The sequence below is a fragment of the Pseudarthrobacter sp. MDT3-1 genome, from assembly GCF_054510755.1.
Map to the genome: position 1 here is coordinate 17,416 of NZ_JBTNDX010000023.1, position 24,772 is coordinate 42,187.

At 66.3% G+C, this 24,772-nt stretch carries 23 protein-coding genes; 8 read left to right on the forward strand and 15 right to left on the reverse strand.

Annotated elements, in window-relative coordinates; genetic code table 11:
• Window positions 1-11 precede the first annotated feature (11 nt).
• Window positions 12-1,436, reverse strand: coding sequence for a Gfo/Idh/MocA family protein (locus ACX80X_RS16320; protein ID WP_459312674.1), 1,425 nt, complete (start codon window positions 1,434-1,436; stop codon window positions 12-14).
• Between the two features lie 308 nt (window positions 1,437-1,744).
• On the opposite strand from ACX80X_RS16320, the gene ACX80X_RS16325 reads away from it, so the two are divergent.
• Window positions 1,745-2,779 carry a LacI family DNA-binding transcriptional regulator gene (locus ACX80X_RS16325; RefSeq protein WP_252599839.1) on the forward strand — a complete coding sequence of 345 codons (1,035 nt, stop codon included), beginning with the start codon at window positions 1,745-1,747 and terminating at the stop codon, window positions 2,777-2,779.
• 42 nt (window positions 2,780-2,821) lie between these two features.
• On the opposite strand, the gene ACX80X_RS16330 is transcribed toward ACX80X_RS16325, so the two are convergent.
• Window positions 2,822-3,529, reverse strand: coding sequence for a FadR/GntR family transcriptional regulator (locus ACX80X_RS16330; RefSeq protein WP_252599838.1), 708 nt, complete (start codon window positions 3,527-3,529; stop codon window positions 2,822-2,824).
• A 96-nt stretch (window positions 3,530-3,625) separates the two neighbouring features.
• Here ACX80X_RS16330 and ACX80X_RS16335 point away from each other — a divergent pair, with 96 nt between their 5' ends.
• Window positions 3,626-4,963 carry an alpha-hydroxy acid oxidase gene (locus tag ACX80X_RS16335; RefSeq protein WP_305884758.1) on the forward strand — a complete coding sequence of 446 codons (1,338 nt, stop codon included), beginning with the start codon at window positions 3,626-3,628 and terminating at the stop codon, window positions 4,961-4,963.
• An 83-nt stretch (window positions 4,964-5,046) separates the two neighbouring features.
• Here ACX80X_RS16335 and ACX80X_RS16340 read toward each other — a convergent pair whose 3' ends face one another.
• Complete coding sequence (locus ACX80X_RS16340) at window positions 5,047-5,589, reverse strand: ArsR/SmtB family transcription factor (RefSeq protein ID WP_252603225.1); 543 nt, start codon at window positions 5,587-5,589, stop codon at window positions 5,047-5,049.
• Between the two features lie 79 nt (window positions 5,590-5,668).
• The gene (locus ACX80X_RS16345; RefSeq protein ID WP_252603227.1) at window positions 5,669-6,880 is read right to left on the reverse strand and encodes an acetoin utilization protein AcuC; all 1,212 of its coding nucleotides are present in this window, start codon (window positions 6,878-6,880) and stop codon (window positions 5,669-5,671) included.
• Between the two features lie 104 nt (window positions 6,881-6,984).
• Between ACX80X_RS16345 and ACX80X_RS16350 the strand changes: the two genes are divergently transcribed.
• On the forward strand, window positions 6,985-8,418 hold the full coding sequence (locus tag ACX80X_RS16350) for a TrkH family potassium uptake protein (protein ID WP_252603230.1): 1,434 nt from the start codon (window positions 6,985-6,987) through the stop codon (window positions 8,416-8,418).
• On the forward strand, window positions 8,411-9,097 hold the full coding sequence (locus ACX80X_RS16355; protein ID WP_058931335.1) for a potassium channel family protein: 687 nt from the start codon (window positions 8,411-8,413) through the stop codon (window positions 9,095-9,097). Before ACX80X_RS16350 ends, ACX80X_RS16355 begins: the two co-directional genes overlap by 8 nt.
• Before the next feature lie 18 nt (window positions 9,098-9,115).
• On the opposite strand, the gene proC is transcribed toward ACX80X_RS16355, so the two are convergent.
• The 6 genes from proC to ACX80X_RS16385 all read right to left on the reverse strand — a co-directional run bounded on the left by proC (window position 9,116) and on the right by ACX80X_RS16385 (window position 17,417).
• Window positions 9,116-9,949 carry a pyrroline-5-carboxylate reductase gene (gene proC, locus ACX80X_RS16360; protein WP_459312678.1) on the reverse strand — a complete coding sequence of 278 codons (834 nt, stop codon included), beginning with the start codon at window positions 9,947-9,949 and terminating at the stop codon, window positions 9,116-9,118.
• 283 nt (window positions 9,950-10,232) lie between these two features.
• On the reverse strand, window positions 10,233-11,237 hold the full coding sequence (locus ACX80X_RS16365) for a Ppx/GppA phosphatase family protein (protein ID WP_141141566.1): 1,005 nt from the start codon (window positions 11,235-11,237) through the stop codon (window positions 10,233-10,235).
• Window positions 11,238-11,289: 52 nt separating this feature from the next.
• Complete coding sequence (locus tag ACX80X_RS16370) at window positions 11,290-11,742, reverse strand: SseB family protein (protein WP_104060508.1); 453 nt, start codon at window positions 11,740-11,742, stop codon at window positions 11,290-11,292.
• A 236-nt stretch (window positions 11,743-11,978) separates the two neighbouring features.
• Window positions 11,979-14,708, reverse strand: a complete 2,730-nt coding sequence (gene topA, locus ACX80X_RS16375) for a type I DNA topoisomerase (RefSeq protein WP_252603235.1) — start codon at window positions 14,706-14,708, stop codon at window positions 11,979-11,981.
• Window positions 14,709-14,864: 156 nt separating this feature from the next.
• The gene (locus ACX80X_RS16380) at window positions 14,865-16,595 is read right to left on the reverse strand and encodes a DUF7059 domain-containing protein (RefSeq protein WP_459312681.1); all 1,731 of its coding nucleotides are present in this window, start codon (window positions 16,593-16,595) and stop codon (window positions 14,865-14,867) included.
• A 39-nt stretch (window positions 16,596-16,634) separates the two neighbouring features.
• Window positions 16,635-17,417: a MerR family transcriptional regulator gene (locus tag ACX80X_RS16385; protein ID WP_459312683.1), complete on the reverse strand. Its 783-nt coding sequence runs from the start codon at window positions 17,415-17,417 to the stop codon at window positions 16,635-16,637.
• A gap of 140 nt (window positions 17,418-17,557) precedes the next feature.
• Here ACX80X_RS16385 and ACX80X_RS16390 point away from each other — a divergent pair, with 140 nt between their 5' ends.
• Complete coding sequence (locus ACX80X_RS16390) at window positions 17,558-17,995, forward strand: hypothetical protein (RefSeq protein ID WP_252603244.1); 438 nt, start codon at window positions 17,558-17,560, stop codon at window positions 17,993-17,995.
• Between the two features lie 89 nt (window positions 17,996-18,084).
• Window positions 18,085-18,678 carry a hypothetical protein gene (locus ACX80X_RS16395; protein WP_252603247.1) on the forward strand — a complete coding sequence of 198 codons (594 nt, stop codon included), beginning with the start codon at window positions 18,085-18,087 and terminating at the stop codon, window positions 18,676-18,678.
• A gap of 73 nt (window positions 18,679-18,751) precedes the next feature.
• Here the strand turns inward: ACX80X_RS16395 and trhO are convergent, their stop codons facing one another.
• Complete coding sequence (gene trhO / locus ACX80X_RS16400) at window positions 18,752-19,645, reverse strand: oxygen-dependent tRNA uridine(34) hydroxylase TrhO (RefSeq protein WP_252603250.1); 894 nt, start codon at window positions 19,643-19,645, stop codon at window positions 18,752-18,754.
• Window positions 19,646-19,697: 52 nt separating this feature from the next.
• Entirely contained in the window at window positions 19,698-20,156 is a 459-nt protein-coding gene (locus ACX80X_RS16405) for a hypothetical protein (protein WP_252614101.1), read from the reverse strand.
• Window positions 20,157-20,251: 95 nt separating this feature from the next.
• Here ACX80X_RS16405 and ACX80X_RS16410 point away from each other — a divergent pair, with 95 nt between their 5' ends.
• Both ACX80X_RS16410 and ACX80X_RS16415 read left to right on the forward strand, forming a co-directional pair.
• Window positions 20,252-20,944 carry a GNAT family N-acetyltransferase gene (locus tag ACX80X_RS16410; protein WP_252603256.1) on the forward strand — a complete coding sequence of 231 codons (693 nt, stop codon included), beginning with the start codon at window positions 20,252-20,254 and terminating at the stop codon, window positions 20,942-20,944.
• 27 nt (window positions 20,945-20,971) lie between these two features.
• Complete coding sequence (locus ACX80X_RS16415; RefSeq protein ID WP_252603260.1) at window positions 20,972-23,401, forward strand: DEAD/DEAH box helicase; 2,430 nt, start codon at window positions 20,972-20,974, stop codon at window positions 23,399-23,401.
• Here ACX80X_RS16415 and ACX80X_RS16420 read toward each other — a convergent pair.
• The 3 genes from ACX80X_RS16420 to ACX80X_RS16430 form a co-directional block, all read right to left on the reverse strand.
• On the reverse strand, window positions 23,374-23,733 hold the full coding sequence (locus ACX80X_RS16420; RefSeq protein ID WP_252603263.1) for an Rv3654c family TadE-like protein: 360 nt from the start codon (window positions 23,731-23,733) through the stop codon (window positions 23,374-23,376). The two genes, ACX80X_RS16415 and ACX80X_RS16420, sit on opposite strands and share 28 nt — an antisense overlap.
• Entirely contained in the window at window positions 23,730-24,185 is a 456-nt protein-coding gene (locus ACX80X_RS16425) for a TadE family type IV pilus minor pilin (RefSeq protein WP_459312685.1), read from the reverse strand. Before ACX80X_RS16425 ends, ACX80X_RS16420 begins: the two co-directional genes overlap by 4 nt.
• A 71-nt stretch (window positions 24,186-24,256) precedes the next feature.
• Entirely contained in the window at window positions 24,257-24,619 is a 363-nt protein-coding gene (locus tag ACX80X_RS16430) for a DUF4244 domain-containing protein (protein WP_459312687.1), read from the reverse strand.
• Between the last annotated feature and the right edge of the window lie 153 nt (window positions 24,620-24,772).

Sequence of the window (24,772 nt, forward strand, 5' to 3'; positions counted from 1 at the left end):
TTTCGGGCGGACTAGGCGTCGCGGCGAAGGTCTGCGCCGAGGTGGAGATCCTCGATGCGGACGGGAAGGGAGGACTCCAAGGAAAGGTTGCCGGCAATGCCCACGGACACGGAGCGGAGGCCGTCGAGGTATCCGGACGGACGGCCCAGCGGGTCCTCGCCGGGGCCGTTGAAGAGGTCGGAGAGGAGCAGGTCGTCGCCGCCGCCGTGGCCTCCTTCGCCGTTGACGATGGGCACCTCGTAGGCTGCTTCCCAGTGGCGCTGGACCACCAGGCGTTCGCCGTTGCGGCGGACGGCGTCCTCCTCCTCGATGGGGGTGGCGCTGGGGTCCACCACGGTCTTCTTGTCCGTGCTGTTGAGGACGGCGGCACGTTCCACCACTACAAGTTCGGCCCGGCCTTCGGTGCCGTTGACGGCCACGCGGTAGCCTTCCCACGGGCTGTGGGCGTTCAGGGAGTAGCTCAGGCGCGGGCCGCCCTGGTACTCCACCACGAGTGCCAGGTTGTCCTCGATGGTGATGCCGCCGGTGAAGACGTCCTGGTCGCGGCGGTAGCCGTCGTAGTGCTCGTTGTCCAGGAAGAGGGCCTTCAGGCGCTCATCCTCACGCAGGTCCAGCGCAAACGGATCCTTTTCGGCAGTAGCGGGCGCGCCGGCGTCGGGCGTTCCACGTTCCGGACGGGGACCCAGGCCGCGCTCGGCGGCATTCTTGTCGCCGTAGAACTTGAGGCCACCGGAGGCGAACACGCGCTCCGGGACGTCGTTGATCCACCAGTTGACCAGGTCGAAGTGGTGCGATGCCTTGTGGATCAGCAGGCCGCCGGAGTTCTTCTTTTCGCGGTGCCAGCGGCGGAAGTAGTCGGCGCCGTGGACGGTGTCCAGGACCCAGCTGAAGTCGATGGAGGTGACCTTGCCGATTACACCGCTCTGGATGATTTCCTTGAGGGCGCTGTTGCGGGGTGAGTAGCGGTAGTTGAAGGTGACCACCACGTTGCGGCCGGTTTCTGCCACGGCCTTGGTGATGCGGCGGCAGCCTTCGGCGTCGATGGTGAGGGGTTTTTCGACGACGACGTCGGCGCCCGCCTCGAGCGCCTCCACGATGTAGTCCGCGTGCGTGTAGTCCGGAGTGGTCACCACAACACGGTCGATGTTGTTGGCCTGGATGTAGGCGGTGAGGTCTGCGGGGTCAAAGGAAGCGACGGGTCCGGGCGCACCGAGTTCCTGGATGAGCTTCTGGTAGAACTCCACGCGGCCGGGGTTGACGTCGGAGAAGGCCACCAGTTCCGCGGTATCAGCGTGCTTGCCGAAGATGGCCCGGATGTACATCTCGGAGCGGCCACCGGTGCCGATGAGGGCGATGCGGGCCCTGGTACTTGTGCCTGGCTCCGGCGCTGAAGTGAAGTCAGCGGTAGCAGAACTCGATTCGGCTGTGTTGACCATGAGGGTCCCTTTCGGAGGCTTCAATACTCGGCCGGACTGCGGCCGCTGGTGGTGCGCTGGGCTGTGGTACTGGCAAGCGAGAAAGCGTTTTCTCAGTGCTGCTACATGATTTCTATCAATAGACGTGCGGTCCCGTCAACCCTTATCCTCTCTAAGAGAAAGCGCTTTCTTACAGAAAGGGCCCCTGCGGCGGTGGCGAAGCCAGCATCCGGCGCGCCGAACGAATGGAAACCGGTTTCCGAGAGCGTTGTATGCTGTCCCACGGGCGCCGGTAATCACGGGGACCGGGACTTACGAAAGGCAGGGCCATGGCCAGGAAATCGGCAACCGGCAGGATCGGCATTGCGGACGTTGCCGTGAAGGCAGGGGTTTCGCACGCCACTGTTTCGCGCGTCATGAACGGCAACTTCACCGTGGACCCGGACATCGCGGCACGGGTGCGGGCGGCCGCCGTCGAGCTCAAATACCAACCCAATCCCGTGGGGCGCAGCCTGGCGCTGGGAAAAACGGACACCATCGGCATTGTGGTGCCGGACCTTGCAAACCCCACCTTCCAGGCGATCCTGCGCGGATTGAGCCGGGCTGCGGCGGAGGACGGCTACCGCGTGCTGATTGCCGATTCCTTCGAAGTCTCCAGCGAGGAAGCCATCCTGGCCGGCGAGGCCCGCCGGCGCTGCGACGGCCTGGTGCTCTGCGCCCCGCGTATGAGCGATGCCGAGCTCGAGGAAATCGCCCCGTCGCTGCACCCGCTGGTCCTGATCAACCGGACGACGGCGGCGGCCGGGATTCCGAGCCTCGTGGTGGACTACGGGCAGGGAGTCCAGGACCTCGCCGAGCACTTGGTGGGCCTCGGCCATACGCGCCTGGCCTTCCTGGCCGGCCCGGCAGGCAGCGCCTCCAACGGGCTCCGGCTCGAGGGCCTGGAGGCGTTCAAAACCCGGCACCCGCAGGTGGCCGTCACCATGCTCGACGGCGGCTCGGACTTCGATACCGGCCACGGGGCGGTGGACTCGGTCCTGGCCAGCGGCGCCACCGGCATCCTGGCCTTCAACGACCTCGTGGCCATGGGCCTGATGAGCGGCCTGCACGAACGCGGTGTGTACGTTCCGGGCGACATCTCCGTCACCGGCTTCGACGACATCCCGTTCGCCCGCTACACCACACCCACCCTGACCACCGCGGCGGTTCCGATTGCCGAGCTTGGCGGCCAGGCCTGGCGTGAACTGCGGGCACTCATCCGCAAGGAAGACCACGACGCCCCGGGCAGCCGGTACCAGCCGCGCCTGGAAATCCGGGCCAGCAGCGGGCCCGCCAAGGCGCCACGTACTGCGGCCCACGGCTGAGTTGCCCCGATTCCCTCCGCGAACTGCCATGTCGACGCCGGGTCAGCCCTCCGCCGGGCGCCCGACCCCGCCCTCGCGGTAGTACCCCTCGATGTGGGCAGCCACCAGTGTGGCCGCGCGCGCGCCGTCGTCGTTCCTGATGGCGGCCAGAATCTCCCGGTGCTCCGCCTGCAGGCGCGACGCTGTGGCATCCCAGTCCGGGAGATTGGCCGTAAACCGGGCGGTGTAGCCCTGGATGGATTCGCGCAGCGAGCCCATCATGGCGCTGACCACGGCATTGCCGGCGGCGTCCGCGAGGGCCAGATGGAACCGGATATCCAGCGCCAGGAAGTCATCCGCCGTCCGGGCAACGCGTTCGACGGCGTCCATCTCGCCCAGGAGCGTGGCGGCCAGGTCCAGCTCCGGAGCGTCGGGCTTGGCCCGTGCAGCCGCCCAGGTCTCCAGCAGGATGCGTGTTTCCACGATGTCGGACACGGGCAGATGCTGCGTGGCAACGTGGAGCCGCAGCGCGGAGCCGAGCGCCGCCGTCGGATCCGAAATCACCACCGTCCCCGCTTCCGGGCCGGAGCCAACCCCGGCCCGGACCACGCCCATGGCCTCCAGGATGCGGATGGCCTCGCGCACCGATGTCCTGGAAACCGCCAGCTGCTCGGCGAGCGTCCGTTCCGCGGGCAGGCGTCCGCCCACACTCAGCTGTCCGTCGGAGAGCTGCTTTTCGATCCAGGTCAGGACAAGCTGGTGCGTACGCATATCGCTATCGTAGTTGATGTGGTTGGACCACATGGCCTAGAGTGTGGTTAGACCACAGCCCGATCCCCTGCGCCAGGCCCACCAACGGAGGCAGCCATGACCCACACCATCCAGCCGAACAATCCCGAGGTCACCCCGGCCCCGGATGCCACGGACGTCCCGGCCTCCACCGCCACCGCGCCGAGTCCGGCCGCTTCAGCGGTGCCGGCTGCGCTGAAGCGCCGCATCCCCAAGTACTCGGACTTGGCCCCGCTGATGCAGTTCAAGAAGCCCGAGTTCAGCAAGGAAGCGCGGCTCAAGCGCGCCAGCACCATCTGGGACCTGCGGGACATGGCCAAGCGACGCACCCCGCAGGCCCCATTCGACTACACGGACGGCGCCGCCGAGGGCGAGATCACCCTGCGCCGCGCCCGCGAGGCCTTTTTGGACATCGAGTTCCGGCCCGGCATCCTGCGCAACGTCTCCAGCATCGACCTCAGCACCAACATCCTGGGCAAGCCGTCCCGGCTTCCCGTGGGCATCGCCCCCACCGGCTTCACCCGCATGATGCAGTCCGAGGGTGAATACGCCGGCTCGCAGGCAGCAGAGGCCGCCGGCATTCCGTACACCCTTTCCACCATGGGCACGGCGTCCATCGAGGACGTTGCCGCCGCCGCGCCGAACGGCCGCAACTGGTTCCAGCTGTACCTGTGGACGGACCGCGACCGTTCGCTGGAACTGATCGAGCGCGCCGCCAAGGCCGGCAACGACACCCTGATGGTCACCGTGGACACCGCCGTCGCCGGCGCCCGCCTCCGCGACGTCCGCAACGGCATGACCATCCCACCGGCACTGACTATCAAGACCGTGCTGGATGCGTCCTACCGCCCGGCCTGGTGGTTCAACTTCCTCACGCACGAGCCGCTGACCTTTGCCTCGCTATCCCGGTACACCGGGACCGTCGCCGACCTCATCAACTCGATGTTCGACCCCACGCTGACGTTCGAGGACCTGGACTGGCTGCGCGAAACCTGGAAGGGCAAACTCGTGGTCAAGGGCATCCAGACCGTTGAGGACGCCCGCAAGGTGGTGGACCACGGCGCCGACGGCGTGGTGCTCTCCAACCACGGCGGCCGCCAGCTGGACCGCGCGCCCATCCCGTTCCACCTGCTGCCGGGCGTCAAGGAGGCCTTCACCAAGGACAACTCGGACGCGGCCATCATGCTGGACACCGGCATCATGAGCGGCGCCGACATCATTGCCGCGCTGGCCCTGGGCGCGGACTTCACGCTGATTGGCCGCGCGTACCTGTACGGCCTGATGGCAGGCGGCCGGGCGGGCGTGGACCGCACCCTGCAGATCCTCGAGAAGGACATGGCCCGCACCATGGCGCTGCTGGGCGTAAGCAAGATCTCCGAGCTGACCCCGGACCACGTGCACCTGCTCAACAAGTAACGCTGCTCGCCCAACTAGGTAGCAGTAAGTGTCGTTTTGAGCCCTCAAAACGACACTTACTGCTACCTACTTTGGGTTAGGGGCTACTTTTTGCGGCCGAACTTGGGCAGATTCGGGAGGTTGGCCAGCAGGTCCGCGGCCTTTGTGGCGGCTCGGCCCACGGTGCGGCCGATCTGCTGCGGGACGGTGTCGTCGCTGAGCGGGGCCACGGTGCCGCCGGGAATCACGACGGCGGGGCTCAGTTCGGCGCCCGTGCGCTCGAGGACGGCGGCAGCGGCCACGTTGTCCGACAGCGGGGTAGCCACGGGCCGTTCGGTGCCGGCGTCCGCCTCCGCGCGAGGTGACTTGGCGACGGCGGCCGCCGGGCCGACGTCGAACGTCTCCAGCCAGCTGACGATCCCCTCAAGCGGTTTGGGGTTCAGCGCGTAGTAGCGCTTCTGGCCCTGCGCCCGCATGCTCACCAGCTGCGCCTCGCGGAGGACTTTCAGGTGCTTAGAAATGGTGGGCTGGCTTGCGGAGAGTTCTTCCACCAGCTCGCCCACTGCCTTGTCCCCGGCGCGCAGGGATACCAAAATGTCGCGCCGGGTTGCTTCCGCAATGACGGCAAATACGTCGTCTGTCACCATGCCTCCCACCCTAGCGACATATACGCCGCCAGGCATCAACTATTTCGCCCGTGACCGCCCCGCGTGGGTTGAAGAAGGATCAGTCGAACCAGGGATCAAGGCCGTGCAGCGGGAAAACGGCTTTGCGGGTGGCCATGACGGTGCGGTCCACGGCGTCGTTGGGGTCGAACCCCACTTCCCAGGACCGCCACCAGAGCTCCACGTCATCGCCCATGAGGCCCGGGGTGTCCATGCCGAACTTGTCCGAAACATACGTGCGCCAATCCTCCGGCACCGGGGTCTGGAGCGGAACGGGACGCCCGGCGGCGATGGCGATCAGGTGGCTCCAGGAGCGCGGCACAACGTCGGTGACGCTGTACCCCCCGCCGCCCGTGGCGATCCAGCGGCCCTCGCAGTGCCGGGCAGCGAGATTCCCGACGGCGGTGGCCGCCTCACGCTGACCGTCCACACTGATGTTCAGATGGGCCAGAGGGTCACGCCGGTGCGAGTCGCAGCCGTGCTGGCTCACGATGACTTCGGGCTGGAACGCGCCCACGAGCTGCGGCACCACTGCGTGGAAAGCACGCAGCCAGCCGGCATCGCCGGTGCCCGACGGCAGGGCAATGTTGACGGCACTGCCCTCAGCCTGCGGACCGCCGATCTCGTTCGCGAAACCGGTCCCTGGGAACAGCGTGAGTCCGCTTTCATGCAGGGAAATGGTCAGGACCCGGGGGTCGTCCCAGAAGATGCTTTCCGTCCCGTCGCCGTGGTGCGCATCGACGTCGATGTACGCCACGCGGCGGATGCCGCCGTCGAGCAGTCTCTGGACCGCCAGCGCGGAGTCATTGTAGATGCAGAAGCCGCTGGCACGGTCGCGGGCCGCGTGGTGCAGGCCGCCGCCGAAGTTCACGGCGTGGAGCGCGGATCCGTCCAGGATGGCGGACGCAGCGATCAGCGATCCGCCGGCGAGCCTCGCGGCGGCGTCGTGCATGCCGGCGAAGGCAGGATCGTCGTCGGTGCCAAGTCCGCGGGCTTCATCCGGCGACGTCGGGTCATCGCTGACCCGGCGAACCGCGGCCACAAACTCAGGCGAGTGCACGGTTTCCAGTTCGGCATCCGACGCAACCTCCGGAGCCTCCACGGACACATGCGCAAGGTCCAGCAGGCCCAAGCTCCGGGCCAAGCGGGCCGTCAGGTCCATGCGCTCAGGAGCCATCGGGTGGCCCGGGCCAAAATTGTAGGCCGTCATGGCCGAATTCCACACCACCATCGTTGGTGGCGCAGGCTGGCTGAGACCGGGCAGGAATGTCATCAATGACAGGCTACCGGAGGACGCCACTGCCCCAGCCCGGCCATTACGCGGGCATTAGTGGTTTACTACTGGAGGAAACAGTTTCAACCGAGGAAAAGCCCCCCATGACGCAACGCCAGACGAGGCCCCGGAACCCGGCAAGCTGGCACCCCGCCGCACCGGAGCGCGAAGGCCTCTGGATCTTCACCCGCGTACGCGACTTCGTTGACGATATTGCCAATACGTCGCCCGCCCGGCTTGCCCTGAGCGCCTTCGGGGCGGTCTGCCTGGTCTTTACGTTCATCCTCTCGCTGCCCATCTCCTCCGCCACCGGCACAGCCACTCCGATACACCAGGCAATGTTCACGGCGGTGTCCGCGGTCTGTGTGACCGGCCTGACGGTTGTTTCGACGGCGGTGCACTGGTCCTTCTTCGGCCAGCTGGTCATCCTGATCGGCATCTTCGTGGGCGGCTTGGGAACCCTGACCCTCGCGTCGCTGCTGGCCCTCATGGTGAGCAAGAAGCTTGGCGTCCGCGGCAAGCTCATCGCGCAGGAAGCCATGAACAACGCCGGCCGGCTCGGTGAAGTGGGTACTCTGCTGCGGATCGTCATCGTGACCTCCGTGGTAATCGAGGGCGTCCTGGCGCTGGCGCTGATCCCCCGGTTCATGACGTTGGGCGAGCCCTTCTGGCAGTCGGTATGGCATGGAGTCTTCTACTCAATTTCCTCCTTCAACAACGCCGGCTTCACCCCGCATTCGGATGGCATTGTGCCGTACGAGACCGACCTGTGGATCCTCATCCCGCTGATGCTCGGCGTGTTCCTGGGCAGCCTGGGTTTTCCCGTGGTCATGGTCCTGCAGCAGAACGGGCTCAACTGGAAAAAGTGGAATCTCCACACCAAGCTCACCATCCAGGTGTCCTTCATCCTGCTGGCCGCCGGCACGCTGCTGTGGGCGCTGATGGAGTGGGACAACGCCCGGACCATCGGCCACATGGAGCTCGGCGACAAGATCACGCACTCCCTCTTCGCCTCCGTCATGACCCGCTCGGGCGGTTTCAACCTGGTGGACCAGAACCACATGGAATCCACCACCATGCTGCTGACGGACGCGCTGATGTTCGCCGGCGGCGGTTCGGCGTCCACGGCGGGCGGCATCAAGGTGACCACCATCGCCGTGATGTTCCTCGCCATCGCCGCGGAGGCCCGCGGCGACTCCGACGTGAAGGTGTATGGCCGGACCATCCCGCAGGGCACCATGCGGGTGGCCATCTCAGTGATCGTCGCCGGCGCCACGTTGGTCTCCGTCTCAGCGTTCCTGCTGCTGCAGATCAGCGGCGCATCCCTGGACCGCGTGCTGTTCGAAACCATTTCAGCCTTTGCCACCGTGGGACTGAGCACAAACCTCAGTGCCGAACTGCCGCCGTCGGGCGTGTATGTCCTCACCGCCCTGATGTTCGCGGGCCGCGTCGGCACTGTCACCCTTGCAGCTGGCCTGGCCCTGCGCCAGCGCAGCCAGCTGTACCACTACCCGGAAGAGAGGCCCATCATTGGCTAATTCCTCAGGCGCCCCCAACCGCCCCGCCCACAACGCGCCGGTCCTGGTGATCGGGCTGGGCCGCTTCGGCTCGTCCACAGCCGAGCAGCTCGTGAAACAGGGCCGCGAGGTGCTGGCGATCGAACGCGACCGGAACCTGGTCCAGAAGTGGGCGCCGCTCCTCACCCACGTGGTGGAGGCGGACGCCACCAATATTGATGCGCTGCGCCAGCTCGGTGCACAGGAGTTCAGCTCCGCCGTTTGTGGCGTGGGCACCTCGATCGAGTCCTCCGTGCTGATCACCGTGAACCTGGTGGACCTGGGCATCGAGCACCTCTGGGTCAAGGCCATCACGCCATCACACGGCAAGATCCTCACCCGGATCGGCGCGAACCACGTGATCTACCCCGAGGCCGACGCCGGCGTCCGTGCCGCACACCTGGTCTCCGGCCGCATGCTGGACTTCATCGAGTTCGACGACGACTTCGCCATCGTGAAAATGTACCCGCCGCGCGAGACGGTGGGCTTCACACTGGATGAGTCCAAGGTGCGTTCCAAGTATGGCGTGACCATCGTGGGCGTGAAGTCGCCCGGCGAGGACTTCACCTACGCCCGCCCGGAAACCAAGGTGTCCGCCCGCGACATGCTGATCGTGTCCGGGCACGTGGACCTGCTGGAACGGTTCGCGGCGCGGCCGTAGTCCCCACCCGCGAAGATGTCAGCCGAGCTGCCTGGTGATCTCTGCGGAGCGGTCCGCTGCGGCGCGGGCGCCGGCGGCGATGATGGCCGGAATGCCCCGGTCGTCGAAGGTGGCGATGGCCCTTTCTGTGGTTCCGTTGGGGCTGGTCACTCCCTTGCGCAGGGCCGAGGGATCGGCGCCCGGCTCGGCCAGCATGAAGCCCGCGCCTGCGACTGTCTCCCGCGCAAGGAGCAGCGACAACTCGGGATCCAGGCCCAGCTCGACGCCGGCAGCTGCCATGGCCTCGGCCAGGTAGAACGCGTAGGCGGGACCCGAGCCGCTGATGGCCGACAACGCATCTACCTGATCCTCGCGCACCTCCACCACAGTGCCAGTGGCCCGAAGGATGTCCTTGACGGTCTGGAGCTGTTCCGGCGTGCAGTTGGTTCCGGGTGAGACGGACACGACGCCGCGGCCCAGCTTGGCAGGGGTGTTCGGCATAGCGCGGATCACCGGCTGTCCGGGAGGCAGCGCAGCTTCCAGTTGCGCCAGCGACACGGCTGCGGCCACGCTGACAACGATGGCCTTCGGTGACAGGGAGCGGCTGATCTCGCGCGCCAGGTCGACGGTGCCCACGGGTTTGACGCCAAGGATCACCACCGCGGAGCCCTTGGCCGCGTCTTTGTTGTTGTCCGGTTCCTCTTCGCCAGCGACGGCCGTGATGCCGTGGTGGCGCAAAGCCAGCTCCTCGGCGCGTTCCGCACGCCTGACTGTGGCTATGACGTCGGCGGGGTCCGTCCCGGCGGCCAGGAGGCCGGACAGGATGGCTTCGTTCATGGATCCACAGCCCAGGAAGGCGATTCGGTTGCTCATGCTTCCATCATTGCAGTTCGGGTGGGCCGTTGCAGAAATGGAAACGAATCGGAAAAACCGGGAACCCGCCGAAACCGATTCACAGCCGACTCCCATGTTCGCTGCAGCTTGCACACAACTTCGCCGCCTAACGTAGTTATTACCTCATTGAGGGTGCGAGTGATGCGGCAAGCATGGGGATGTTTGCCCGAGGCGCCGGTGGTTTGCAGCAGGTTTTCCCCCATTTTCCTGCTGTGGACGCCGGCGCTTTCGCGTTAACGCTGTTTTCAAGCCGCGGCGGGCCTTAGGCGGGTGAAGCCTCGATCGTCTGGCGTGCCGCGGCGGGCTCCATGATATGCGGGGCCGGATCCAGCGGACCGGCGAATACCAGCTGGTCGAGCCGGCGCAGGATCAGCCCTTCACGCAGCGCCCACGGGCAGATCCTGATCTTCTTGAACTTGAACATTTCCAAGGCAGCCTCGGCCACCAGAGCCCCGGCGAGCAGTTGGTGCGCGCGGGCCTCTGACACGCCGGGCAGAAAGAGCCGGTCCTCGGACTTCATGGCTGAAATGCGCTGCGCCCACACGCCCAGATCCGTGGCGTTAAGTGTGCGCTTCACGTAGGGCCCTGCTGCGCTCGGGGCTGCTCCGGCGACCCTGGCGAGCGACCGGAAGGTCTTGGAGGTTCCAGCCACAACGTTGGCGCGGCCCAGGCCGTCGAACTGCCTGACCGCCGGGGCGAGGGTGGCCCGGATGTAGCGGCGCAGCTCTTTGACGCTCTTGGCGGAAGGCGGGTCCTCAGCCAGCCAGTCGCGGGTCAGGCGGCTGGCGCCCAGCGGCACCGAAGTGGCCACTTCGGGCAGTTCGTCCTGCCCGAAGGCCATTTCGAAGGAGCCGCCGCCGATGTCCAGGTTCAGGATCGGGCCCGCACCCCAGCCGTACCAGCGGCGGACGGCGAAGAAGGTCATGGAGGCTTCTTCGCTGCCGGTCAGTTCCTGCAGGGTGACAGTGGTTTCGTGCTTGACCCGGGCCAGCACTGCAGGGCCGTTAGTGGCTTCACGGATGGCAGACGTACAGAAAGCCAGAAGGTCGTCCGCTTTGTGCCTGGCGGCAAACTCCCAGGCTTCAAGGACGAATTCGGTCAGCTCGTGCTGCCCTTCGTCGGTGATGTTGCCGTCGGTATCCAGGTATTGGACCAGGGATATGGGCCGTTTGTGCGACGCAAAAGGCACCGGACGCGCGCCAGGGTGGGCATCCACCAGGAGAAGGTGGACAGTGTTTGACCCGATATCAAGGACGCCTAGCCGCATCCTGCCATTATTCCCCCGCCCGGGCCCTCACTCACAACCTGTACTAAAGATGTCAGTTTGCGGAGGCGTCCTCGGGTGCGCCGTCGGGAAGCTCATCCGCCCGCTTGAAGTCGCGCTTGATGTTGGCGACGCCCTCCGGGTTGATCTCAAACCCGTACGCAGCGCCGGGGTTGATCACCATGCCCAATTCCTCGCCAATGTTGGCGATGATGGCTGCACCCTGGGTCCCCAGGACGTTCGGGGCCGCCTCAAGATACTGCTCGTCAACGCGGCTGGGGTGCGAGAACACCGCAAGGACGGGCTCGCCGTCGGCGTTCGCCAATACCAGCGGCTCCACCTGGGAATCCTCCCCCTCGATCCCGTCAGTGCTGATGACGTAGACCTCGCTGTTGAGGAAGGACAGGATGACGTCCACCGGGCTGCCCTCGGGCTGGCCGCCCAGGGCGAGCTTCTCTTCGAGTTCGTTGAGCGGCGTGAGATCGGCTGTGCCGGGCTGTTCAGTCATGTATCTACTCGACCACGTTGGAGAGCCCGGCGCAAACCGCAAACGGGAGGAGCGAAATCCTCGGCGTGCTCGCTCGTTCCTCCCCAGCGACTCCCTAACCTCGCAAGCTCGGCCAGGGAACCCCGTCGCAGTGGGCCCACCTTAGACGCACGCTGCCGGATTCCTCCCCTCCCGTTTTCTACTGTTTCAACCGGCTCCACCACAGGGCGGAGTTGGGCCGACCGAACACCCGGCGCTTATTTTTTAGCTGGAGCCTTCTTCTTGGCCGGGGGCTTGCGGGCCGTTGTGGCGCGCTTGACCGGACCCTTGGCCCGCTTCTCGGCGAGGAGTTCAATGGCCTGTTCGCGGGTCAGTTCCTCCAGCGACGTGGACCGCGGGACGGTGATGTTGGTGATGCCGTCGGTGATGTACGGGCCGAAGCGGCCTTCCTTCACCACGATGTTCTTCTCGGAAACGGGGTCCGGTCCGAACTCGGCCAGCGGGGCCACCGCGGCACGGGCGCCGCGCTGCTTGGGCTGGGAGTAGATCTCCAGTGCCTGCTCCAGCGTGATGGTGAAGATTTCCTCTTCGGTGCCGATGGAGCGGGAGTCCGTGCCCTTCTTCAGGTACGGACCGAAGCGGCCGTTCTGCACCGTGATGAGGTTGCCTTCGGCGTCCTCACCCAGGGCGCGGGGCAGGCTCATCAGCTGCAGCGCTTCGTCCAGGGTCACGGAATCCACCGTCATGGACGCGAACAGCGAACCGGTGCGCGGCTTGGCCTTGACGGGCTTTTTCGGCGGCTTCGGCTTGCCGTTCTTGTAGTACTCCACGGGCTGGTTGGCCAGCTGTTCCTCGGTCATCTCCGGGATGACTTCGGTGACGTACGCGCCGTAGCGGCCGTTCTTGGCGACAACGCTGTGGCCGGTGTGGGGGTCGTCGCCCAGTACGCGTTCTTCCGGCGCAGCCGTTTCCATCAGTTCGATGGCCTTCGCCGCCGTCAGTTCGTCCGGCGCCAGGTCCTCGGGGACGTTGGCGCGGGAGTTCTCCACGATTTCGCCGGTCTTGGCGTCCACCGTGGCAGCGGAGCTTTCCAGGTACGGGCCGAATTTGCCCACCCGCAGCGTGATCTCATCCGTGATGGGAATAGAGTTGATTTCCCGGGCGTCGATCTCGCCCAGGTTGTTCACGATGCTGAGCAGGCCCGGGTCGGAGTCTTCGCCGTAGTAGAAGTGCTTGAGCCAGGCGGACCCAACGGCCTGGCCGTTGGCGATCTTGTCCAGGTCGCCTTCCATGTCCGCCGTGAACTCGTAGTCCACATAGTCCGTGAAGTGCTGCTCAAGCAGGCGGATCACGGAGAACGCGATCCAGCTGGGCACCAGCGCGGAACCCTGCTTCCGGACGTAGCCGCGGTCCTGGATGGTGGAAATGGTGGAGGCGTAGGTCGACGGGCGGCCGATGCCCTTCTTCTCCAGCTCGGCCGTCAGCGACGCTTCGGTGAAGCGCGGCGGCGGCGAGGTTTCGTGGCCCACAGCCACAATGTCCGACGCCGTGAGGGCATCGTCCTTGGCCACGTTCGGCAGCCGCCGGGCTTCGTCGGAGTCGTCGTCCCCGCGGCTTTCGTCCTTGCCTTCTTCATAGGCGGCCAGGAAGCCCGGGAACGTGATGACGGTACCGGAGGCGGAGAACTCAGCGTCCCGGCCATCGGTGGCCACGGCACCCAGGCGGATGGTCGCCGTCGAGCCCTTGGCGTCACCCATCTGGGATGCGACGGTGCGCTTCCAGATCAGTTCGTACAGGCGGAACTCGTCGCCGGAGAGCTGCTTGGCCACCTGCGCCGGGGTGCGGAAGGAGTCACCGGCGGGGCGGATGGCCTCGTGGGCTTCCTGCGCGTTCGCAGCCTTGCTGGTGTACACGCGGGGCGACGCCGGGATGTACTCCGGGCCGTACAGCTCGGAGGCCTGGCGGCGGGCGGCCGTGACGGCTTCGTCGCTCAGCGCCGAGGAGTCGGTACGCATATAGGTGATGTAGCCGTTTTCGTACAGCCGCTGGGCCACCTGCATGGTGCTCTTTGAGGAGAAGCGGAGCTTGCGGCCGGCCTCTTGCTGCAGCGTGGAAGTGGTGAACGGCGCCGCCGGACGGCGTGTGTACGGCTTGGTGTCCACGGACCGGACGCGGAAGTCCGCATCCTGGAGACCGGCGGCCAGTGACGTGGCGAGTTCCTCGTTGAGGTGCGCGGCATTGCGCGACGTGAGGACACCGTCGTCGTTAAAGTCCCTGCCCGAAGCGACCTTGGCCCCGTCAACCGCAGCGAGTTTCGCCTTGAACGAACCGGAACCGGCGCCGAACTGGCCCGTCAGGTCCCAGTACGAGGCGGCCTTGAAGGCCATGCGTTCGCGTTCACGGTCCACCACCATGCGGGTGACCACGGACTGGACGCGCCCGGCGGACAGGCCGCGGGCAACCTTGCGCCAGAGCACGGGGGAAATCTCGTAGCCGTAGAGCCGGTCCAGGACGCGGCGGGTTTCCTGGGCGTCCACCAGGGCGGTATCAACATCGCGCAGGTTGTCCATGGCGCGGTGAATGGCTTCCTTGGTGATTTCGCCGAACGTCATCCGGTACACGGGGACCTTGGGCTTGAGCACTTCCAGCAGGTGCCACGCGATGGCCTCGCCCTCGCGGTCCCCATCGGTTGCGAGATAGAGGGCGTCGGCATCCTTGAGCGCGGCCTTCAGCTCGGTGACCTTTTTCCGCTTGTCCGCGGACACCACGTAATACGGTTTGAAGTCGTTTTCGATGTCGACGGCGAACTTGCCCACCGAGGTTTTCTTCAGTTCTGCAGGAAGCTCAGACGGCTGCGGCAGGTCGCGGATGTGACCAATGGAGGCCTCTACGATGAAGCCCTCGCCGAGGTACTTGGCGATGGTCTTGCTCTTGGCCGGAGACTCCACAATCACGAGTTTCTTGCCTGTTTTGGCCTTGCTTGGCACGGTGCTCCTACAGAAAAAGGTTGCTCGGGCAGATGAGCCCATATTGGCCTAGTTCACCATATTTTGGACAATAGTGCGCATTCATGTGGAAAACCCGTTGACTCATCAGGCACATCCGGGACCCCGATTTGGGGTGTTCCGGGGCCCGCCAAACCGCTATTCAGCAGGCTCGGAAGGAACCAAGAAACCGTCGCTGACCAGGTTCGCGACGTCGTCGAGCAGCCTGGTCCGGAACGCGTCGCCGTCGAACCCGCCCTCTCCGGCAAGGCTCCCGCCGAGCAGCGCCGCGAGGGCTCCGATGATCTGGCCGACGGAGAGGTCACCGTCGGAGGCGGAGACAAATCCGGCGAGTTCGGTGGTGAGCAGATTGGTCCGGCGCAGGCCCGCGCCCTGGCGCAGCAGGATCACGCCGGGGTGCTCGGCGCCGGGGCGCTGATGGCGTTCCTCGGTGACGTCGTCCGCGACGAGCAGGTGCGCGTCCGCCAGGCTGTTGGCGGCCAGCCAGTCGGAACGCTCGACGGCGGCGCCCACGTGAGGCCCGATGGGCTGCTCAATGGGGTACGTGATTTCCTCGAAACGGCTGATGGAGGCGGCGCCGGATTCCGACAGCGGCCGGCGCAGCCAGATCATCCCGAAGCCGATCCCCGCCACGTTCCGGGAGGCGAAGTCCGCCAGGTAGGCGGCGTAGGCGTCCCGGTAATGCTTCCGGTCGCGGGATTCGGACGCGTCCTGCAGCCACGTTTCGGCGTACTGCTCCGGGCCCACCTGCTCGCGCTGGATGAACCAGGCATCCGCGTCCGGACCGATCCAGCTCTTGGGCCGTATGTACCACTCGGTCCCCGCGGGAATTTCCCAGTTGCCCAGCAGCTGCGCGGTGCCGCCCGGGGCCAGGGCACCGGGCAGCGCCGCCACGAGCGAGGACACAATGTCATCGCCGGGCAGCCCGCCGTCACGGTAGGTGAACTGCCCGGACGCGTGCTCGCCCAAGGTCCGCGGCGTGATCACAAACGGCGGGTTGGACACCACCAGCTCGAATTCCTCCCCGGCCACCGGCTCCAGGAGCGAACCCAGCCGAAGGCTGACCCGGCCCTCCAGCATGTCCGGGTCCAGGTGCAGGGCCGCGGCATTAAGCAGGAGGTTGAACCGGGTGAAGGCCAGCGCCCGTGTTGAGATGTCCGTTGCCGTCACGTGCTCGGCATGGTGCAGGAGGTGGAAGGACTGGATGCCGCAGCCCGTGCCCAGGTCCAGGGCCTTGGCGACGTGGCGGCGGACGGTGGTCTGCACCAGCGTGGTGGACGCCTGCCCGATCCCCAGCACGTGGTCGTGCCGGAGCATGCCGGCCTGCTGGTGCGCGGCGAGGTCGCTGGCCACCCAGAGCTCGGCGCCGCCGCTGCCGTCCTCATTGGCGTCCCAGCCGTACGGCCGCAGATCCGCTTTCGCCTGCAGCAAGTCCTGCGCCGGCTGATCGGCGGCGGGCAGCTCAGGGCCGGGCCGATCTGGGCCGGGCACGGGCTCGAGCAGCCCCAGCTCCACCAGGCCGTCCGCCCGTACTCCCGGCAGCGCGGCGTCGAGCGTTTCCCGTTTTTGCGGTTCCGCCAGGAGCCAGAGACGGACGACGGCGGCGAGCGCCGCCGTCGTCTTCTCACCGTGCGCAGCCTCACCCCCTGCCGCATCAATCTGAAGGGCGCTTTCGGTGGCCAGCAGCGCCGGGATGATCTGGTCCCGGTTCAGCGCGCGGTACGCTGACTCGCCCAGCAGCCCCGCCACGCCGTCGAGCGTGTAATCCACCCGGCGCAGGTCCGCGGCGAGCGCCGTCAGCAGCCCGGGGAGGTCGCTGCGCGGGGCATCGGGGGTGTTGCCGGCCAGGAAAAGCGTGGAATCAGTCACCGCCCAAGTCTATTGGCGGGCACGCTTCCTCCTGACGGGCTACAGGTTCTCCGCGGCGTAGATCTTCAGGGCATCCCGGACGAAGCCGGCACCCTCCGCGCCGCCGTAGTTCTTCGCGAAGCGGGGGTCAGCAACGTACATTTCGCCGAGCCCGGTGACGTATGCCTTGACGTCAGCGTTGCCCTTGCCGTCAGCCTGGCCGCGGGCGTCCGACGCCGGGGTGCCCGGGATGCCGGTCAGCCATTCGACGTGCCGCCTCGCGATGTCCTGGGCCTCCGCGCTGTCCGGTGCTATACCCCCAGTGGCGGCGGCGATCCAGTCCTCGCCCAGCTGCTGCGAGCGCTGCTTCCACGCCGCCTTCTCCTCGGTGCTCATGCCGCGCCACCACGAATCCCCCTTCGCGTAGGCGTCCTTGCCCCAGCGTTCCTCCACTTCGTCCTTGTACTGGGTGTGGTCGAAACCGTTGAACATGTCTTCTGCCATGATTTCGCCACCTCCTTTCACTGCCTCGATGGTTTGTGTGACCGACGCGATCTGCCGCGCAAGCCTGTCCTGTTCCTGCTTGAGCCATTCGAGATGCCCGGTGAGTGCCTGGGCGGCGTCCGTTTCATCGTCGAGCACCTGGCTGATCACCGGCAGGCCCAGCCCCAGCCCGCGCAGAAGCAGGATGCGCTGGAGCTGCACCAGCGCCGCCTGGTTGTAGTAGCGGTAACCGTTGTGGCCGGTGCGGCTGGGCTTGAGCAGGCCGATGTCGTCATAGTGCCGCAGCGTCCTGCTGGTGGTCCCTGCGATCCGGACGATGTCCTGGATGGACCAGTCCATGTATTCTTCCTTTCCTGCTCTGTTTGCGGGATGGTTCGGACGTTCTGGTCCGGCTGATGGTTCAACGATAAATGTTGACGTAGCGTCAAGGTCAAGGGACTGAATCACGGAGCACAGATGGAGCCGGGTAAGTTGGAAGCATGGCTGTTATTCCTTCGTCCTTTCCGCGCGCCCTCTCCGCTGTGGCTGCCGCAGCTGTCCTCCTGGGCCTCTCTGCCTGCGCGCAGCAGCTTTCGGTGGAGAACGCCGATGTGCCGGCCTGGAAAGCCACGGCACTGCCGTCGGCCAGCGGCGTTGTTGCCGAGGACTCCGGCAAGATTCTCAACGCCCAACCCATTGACCATACGGAGAACGTGCCGGCAGGCAAGTACACGCTGACACTCGTCTGTGAAGGCGGCGGCAAGGCCTTCCTCGCAGTGCGGTCCGGAGGCAAGGAACTCGCCGACCTCGGGGCCGCCTGCTACGGTGCCCGGGAGTCCATCAAAATCACACTCCCGGAACCCGGACCGCTGCAGCTCAGCGCCTCCAGCGTCGACGCACCGCTGATCTACGCCTACCAGCTGGTAACTGCGGGTTAAGTCCCTTCGAATCCACCATGCGGCTGACCGCCGGACGGGTGATGCCCGAGGCTCTGGATTGGGGTCCCTGCCCGGCATAGAGTCGGAGTATGCCCGCAACGCAGGGGGCGCCGCCGCCCCGCAGGGCGGTACTTCGTCCGGGCGCTTGCCCGTCCCGGTCAGTCTCCGTGCGCACCCGGGTGAGGGCCGCCGTCGTACTCTGGACGGCGGGCGCACTCGTGGCCGGAACTGCGCTCGCCGGATGTGAATACACGTACGACGAAGGGTGGCGTCCCGCCGAGGCCCCGGCCGCGCCGGAGGTGACCGAGCCGGGGCCGAGCGCTGAGCTGTGGCGGAACGATCCCGTCAGCGAGGCTGAAATGGAGGCCTGGCTGACGGAGTCCCAGGTGGGGCCCGGCCTGCAGGTGGCGCATAGGACGTTCGGCCTGTTGCGCGCGGAAGAAGTCCGAACGGACGCCACGGAGCCCCTCCCCGCCGGAACCTACGTCCTGGTGCTGGTGTGCCGCAGCCAGCGGCGCGTCGACTTCAAAGTCCGCAATGACGAATTCACCATGGTGGACCTCAGCCTCCGCTGCGGATCACGGCGCGAAAGCGTGATCTACCTGCCCAAGGAAACGGTGCTGCATTTCCAGGTCGAAGCGCAGTCCCCCGCCAATTTCGCGTACCGGCTGTCCCGGCTCTGAACTTTTATGCCTGCCGGCTCTGAACTTTCAGCCAGCCGGCTCTGAACCGGCAGCGGGGCTCAGACCATGCAGCTCAGGCCACGCAGCCTTCGGGGCAGCGCAGCGTCTCCGGGCTGGCGGCACACTCGGCGCAATACAAGGTCAGCGTGCGGCAGCTCGGGTTGGAACAGTTCTCGAACTTGCTGGTGGGCGCGGCACAGCGGACGCACTCACCGATGGTCTTGGCGTCCTCGCTGAATTCCAGGTGCATGCGCTTGTCGAACACGTAGAGCGAGCCTTCCCAGAGGCCCTGGTCCTTGAACGTTTCGCCGTAGCGGACGATGCCGCCGTCGAGCTGGTACACCTGCTTGAAACCGCGGTTCACCATCAGACTGGAGAGCACCTCGCAGCGGATGCCGCCGGTGCAATAGGTGACCACCGGTTTGTCCTTGAGGGCGTCGTACTTGCCGGAGTCGAGCTCCTTGATGAAATCGTGGGTAGTGGCCACGTCAGGGACGATCGCGTCCTTGAACTTGCCGATCTGGGCCTCGAAGGCGTTGCGGCCGTCGAAGAACACCACGTCCTCGCCGGCCTGTTTGGTGGCCTCCACCAGTTCGTGCAGTTCCTCGGGCTTGAGGTGCGTGCCGCCGCCCACCACACCGTGCTCATCCACCTTGAGTTCGCCTGGCGCGCCGAAGGAGACGATCTCGTCCCGGACCTTAACGCTCAGCCGCGGGAAGTCCTCCGCGCCGCCGTCGGACCATTTCACGTCGATGCCGTGGAATCCCTTGTATTCGCGTGTGGTCTTCACGTATTGCTTGACGGCGCCGATCTCGCCGCCCACCGTGGCGTTGATGCCGTCCTTGGAAAGGAGGATGCGTCCGGTCAGCCCGAGTTTTTCGCACAGGGCACGCTGCCAGAGCCGCACCGCGTCCGGATCAGCGATGGGGGTAAAGCCGTAAAAGAGCACAATTCGGTTCAAAGCCACGTATTTAAGGGTACTGGGTTGCCGGAGAACGGACCCGCCGATTGGCCGGGGGCTAAGGCTGCGCCGCTGCGATGGCGGCGTCGCACCTGTTCAGGGCGGTTTCGGCCGTCCGGTACCCCAGGACGACGACGGCGAACGGCACCGCGGTTGCCGTCACGGCGGCCCCGAAAGCACCAGCGCCATTGTTGAGGGCGAGTTCTGCCGCACCGTCACCAACGAGGCGCGGCACCACAAACAGGACCACGGCAGTAAGAAGCCCACCAAGTCCCGGCCGTTGCGCTCCTTCGGGCTCGGAGCGTGATCCCAGAAAGTCCAGCGGGCGCTTCGAATTCCGGTAGGTCAGTGCGCCGGCCACCAGCGGGACGAGCCCGCCGGCAAGCCAGACCCAGTAAGCCACGCCCGTGGCCGTCTCCCAATACCTGGCGCCGCCCACCATGGCCACCATTAAGGCGACACAAACCAGCAGGGACAGCGGAAAAGTGTTCTTGGACGGTTCCTTGGCGGCGGGCATGCCGTCAGTCTTGTCCTGTCACGATTGCATAGGCAAGTCACATCGGGGGCACCCTACCCCTGTTGCTTGTGTCGGGGCTGGAATACTCTCATGACATGAGTCCGGACGCCTTGGTTGAAGACATCACACGCCTTCTTGAAGTCTGGGTAGCTGGCTGGGCCGGCTGCCGCGGTTACCAGACCTCAGTTGAGGGCCGCTTCCCCGCTGCACTGCGGGCCGACACCTCCGGGGAGTGGGAATACTTCGCCCATGACCCCTCCGAGAATGAGTTCGCTGCCCTGGCTGCGAAGACCGCCGAGGCCCCGGCCAGGGTCCTGACCATCCTCACCAATGATGTTGCCCGCTTCAGTGCACTGGCCCAAAAACACGGGCTGAACGTCACGTCCGCATCGCAGGCCATGATGATTGTGGACATGGCCACGCAGGATACGGAAGATCCGTGGCTCTCCGACGACGAATTGAACCTGGTCACCTCCCAGCTCGACGGCGTCCACCACGCAGTGGTCCGCTCGAGTGACACTGTAGCGGCGAGCGGCAGGGCTTTTGTGGTGGGCGAGACTGCAGTGTTCGACAAGATTGTGGTCCAACCCGCGTTCCAGCGCCGCGGACTGGGCAGCTTCATCATGAAGGCCCTTGCGGCGCAGGCCATCGGACCGTACGTGGAGAACGGCCTGCTGCTGGCCTCGATCGACGGCCAGAAGCTGTATTCCCACTTGGGCTGGTCAACTGTTTGCCGCGTGCTGATGCTGTCCACGTCCGACGAAGGCGCAGACCTTTCCGTGGGGTGATTTTTCCTCGGGTGAAAGAATGTTGGGGTGAACCCCCATGACTCCCTGATTCCATTGCTGGGCCGAGGCCCGGACCCGGAACAGCTGCGTCATGTCCGCACCATCCCAGCCCGGCAGGCAGTCCACGAACCGTGGCCAACGTGGGCGCACCCGGATCTGGTGGCCGCTTATGGCTCCCTGGGCATCCACGAGCCGTACCGGCACCAGATCCAAGCCGCCAACCTGGCCCACGGCGGCGAGCACGTGGTCATCGCCACCGGCACCGCCTCCGGAAAGTCCCTGGCCTACCAACTGCCGGCACTTGACGCCATCCACCGCTCCGAACTGCGCGTCCTGTCCGAACCGGGAAAAATCCACGACGACGGCGCCGTGACACTCTACCTCTCCCCCACGAAGGCTCTCGCTGCCGACCAGCTCGCAGCCATCCGTTCCCTGAATCTGCCCACCGTACGGGCCGAGACGTACGACGGCGATACCGAACCCGCGTCCCGCCGGTGGATCCGGGACCACGCCAACTTCATCCTGGCGAATCCGGACATGCTCCACTTCGGCATCCTTCCCAATCACGCCTGGTGGGCCAGCTTCTTCCGGCGGCTGCGGTACGTGATTGTGGATGAGGCCCACAGCTACCGCGGGGTGTTCGGCTCGCACGTGGCCAACCTGATGCGCCGGCTGCGACGCATCTGCGCGTACTACGGTGCCGGGACCACCCACCCCGGTCCGGTGTTCATCGCCGCGTCTGCCACGGCATCTGAGCCAGGCTCATCCTTCGGCCGCCTGATCGGGGCGCCGGTCCGGGCCGTTGCCGAGGACTGCTCGCCGCACGGTTCCACTACGGTGGCTTTCTGGGAGCCTGCGCTGACCGATCTCAAGGGCGAGAACGGCGCCAGGGAACGCCGCACCGCCGTTGCTGAAACGGCCGATCTGCTGGCGAACCTGGTTTCGTCCCGCATCCGGACCATCGCCTTCATCAAGTCCCGCCGCGGTGCGGAGACAATCGCTTCGATCACCAAGCGCCTTCTGGACGAAGTGGACCCCAGTCTTCCCCAACGCGTGGCCGCCTACCGTTCCGGCTACCTTCCGGAAGAACGCCGGGCCCTGGAAAAGGCACTCCGCTCCGGCGAACTGCTGGGTGTCTCCAGCACGTCCGCCCTTGAACTGGGCATCGACATTTCCGGGCTGGATGCCGTCCTGGTCGCGGGCTGGCCAGGCACCAGGGCGTCGCTGTTCCAGCAGATCGGCCGGGCTGGGCGCGCGGGCCAGGATGCGATTGCCGCGTTTGTGGCCAGCGATGATCCGCTCGACACCTACCTGGTGAACCATCCCGAGGCGATTTTCGACGTGTCGGTGGAGGCCACCGTCTTTGATCCCTCCAATCCCTATGTGCTGGGGCCCCATCTTTGTGCCGCCGCCGCGGAGCTTCCGCTGGGCGTGGCTGAGCTTGGCCTGTTCGGCGGCACAGCAGAGAAGTTGTTAGGGCAGCTCGTGGCGCAGGGCTATTTGCGCCGCCGGCCGGCGGGCTGGTTCTGGACGCACTCCCAGAGCGCTGCGGCCATGGTGAACCTTCGTGCCGACGGAGGCGGACCGGTGAGCATCGTTGACGCCGACACCGGCTCCCTCCTCGGGACCATGGATTCGCCCCAGACGCACTACCAGGCGCACACAGGTGCCATCTATGTGCACCAGGGCGACAGCTATGTGGTGGAGGACCTGAACGAAGACGACCACTGCGTGGTGGTCCGGCGCGCCAACCCCGACTACTACACAACGGCCCGGGACGTGACCCAGATCGAAGTGCTCGAAACACTCCGGACCGAGCACTGGGGCGATATCGCCGTCCACTTCGGTGATGTGAAAGTGACAACACAGGTGGTTTCCTTTCAGCGCAAGGCCTTGATTTCAAACGAAATCCTGGGCGAGGAGCCGCTGGAGCTGGGCGCCCGGGACCTGTTCACGAAGGCCGTCTGGTTTGTGGTGGAGAACCGTTCGCTGACGGGCGCCGGGCTCATCGAGGCGCAGTTCCCGGGGGCCCTGCACGCCGCCGAACACGCAGCGATCGGCCTGCTGCCGCTGGTGGCCTCCAGCGATCGCTGGGACATCGGCGGAGTATCCACCGCCATCCACGCCGACACCGGCGCGCCCACCATCTTTGTGTACGACGGGCACCCCGGCGGTGCCGGCTTTGCCGAACGGGGCTTCGACAAGGCAAAGGTGTGGCTCTCGGCGACGCGCGACGCCATCAAGGCGTGTGAATGCGAGTCGGGCTGCCCGTCCTGCGTCCAGTCCCCCAAATGTGGGAACAAGAACAATCCGCTGGACAAGGCTGCCGCCGTCACGCTCATCGACGTCCTCCTTAAAGACGCGCGCGAAAGGCCTCTCCGCAGTGCGGAATTCCTGGCGAGCACGGAGCCGTTCAGCACCACAGGCGCTCAGGGCGGCGGTCCGGCCCGCGCCTGACCGGTTGCGGCGCCAACCAGTATGCGTGCATTTAGCTCCGTTCGGACCATGACGGTCTGGCCGGCCCCTTCCGTACAGCTGACGAGGGCCGCCTCATGGCGGCCTGCTACCTCGGCGGCCACCGTGCAGGGGTCTCCCGGAGTGATCCCGCGCAGGGCATCGGCCGCGGCAAGGGCAGCGAGGTCCGCCGCTGCCGCTGCCCTGCTGGCCATCACCGCGGACTGTGCGAACAACAGCATCAGGGCCATCGCCATGATGACAACCAGCGCCAGTCCCGCAGCCAGTACTGTTCCCGAACCGCGCTCCGGGTTGTCCCGGAATTGCCTGTTCACAACGGCGCCTCCTCCGGGGCCCCGACCGGCTCCAACCCCGGAGTGGCCGCGGCAGCCGGCGTTTCGCTCCGCGTGGTGGCCTTGGCCGTGAGGGTCCAGGGCACAGTTGCCCCCAGCGGTCCGCCCACACCGTCAGCCACCGTAACGCTGAGCCACTCGCCGTCAGACGCAACGGACGCCGTTGCCGACGTCCCCGCCAAGGTCCTGACGATCCCCTGCACTGCGGCCGGGTCCTCGCCGCGGGCCAACGCCCTGGCGCCGGCCCGCGCCGCCTCCTCGAGCCTGAGCTGCGTGACGCCCGCGGAGGCTCCTGCCAGGAGCAGTGCGAGGAGCAACAGTACTGCCGGCAGCGCTACCGCGAACTCCGCCGTCACGGCGCCATGGGCATTCCCCGGCCCACGGCGCCAGCGACGGAACGCGGCCGCCGGTCCCAGCGCCACGCGGCTTTCCACGCCTTGGTTCCGGAAGCGGCCACAGCGGCCGCTCCGGCCATCAGCCCGTGGCAGCGCTGCCGGCGGCAGACTCATGGCAAGGCCAGCGCCGTGCGGATGAGGTTCAGCAGGAATCCGCGCACTTCGTCGCTGCGGAGAATGAAGACGAGAAGTCCGGCGAAGCCAACCGCGGCAAGGGTAGCTATGGCGTATTCGGCCGTCGCCATTCCGGCCTCTGAAGCTGTGAGCCGGGGCCGGCGCTTTTTCGCCTCGCTGGCACCGGGGTATAGCTCCACGACGTTGCCAACGGCCTCTGGGGCCTCCTCCCGTTGGCAGGTACACGCGCCCAGTCCTGCATTGGCAAGTACTACGGAGTCCCATGCGGGGGTCCCCGCAACTCCCGTGCTGAGCTCCGGCGCAGGGGCGGCGGAAAGGCTGTTTTGGATGATGGTCATGGTGACGGTTTCCCTTCTGTGCTCCGGCCGAGTTGCCGGCTGATTTCGACTCTTCCCGGCTCCGCAGATCTCGGTAAGTGCAAACATCCCGTAAGTGGATAAGCGCCGCTTTGAGCGGATTGTGGAGGACGGGACGGGGTGTGGAGGAATGGA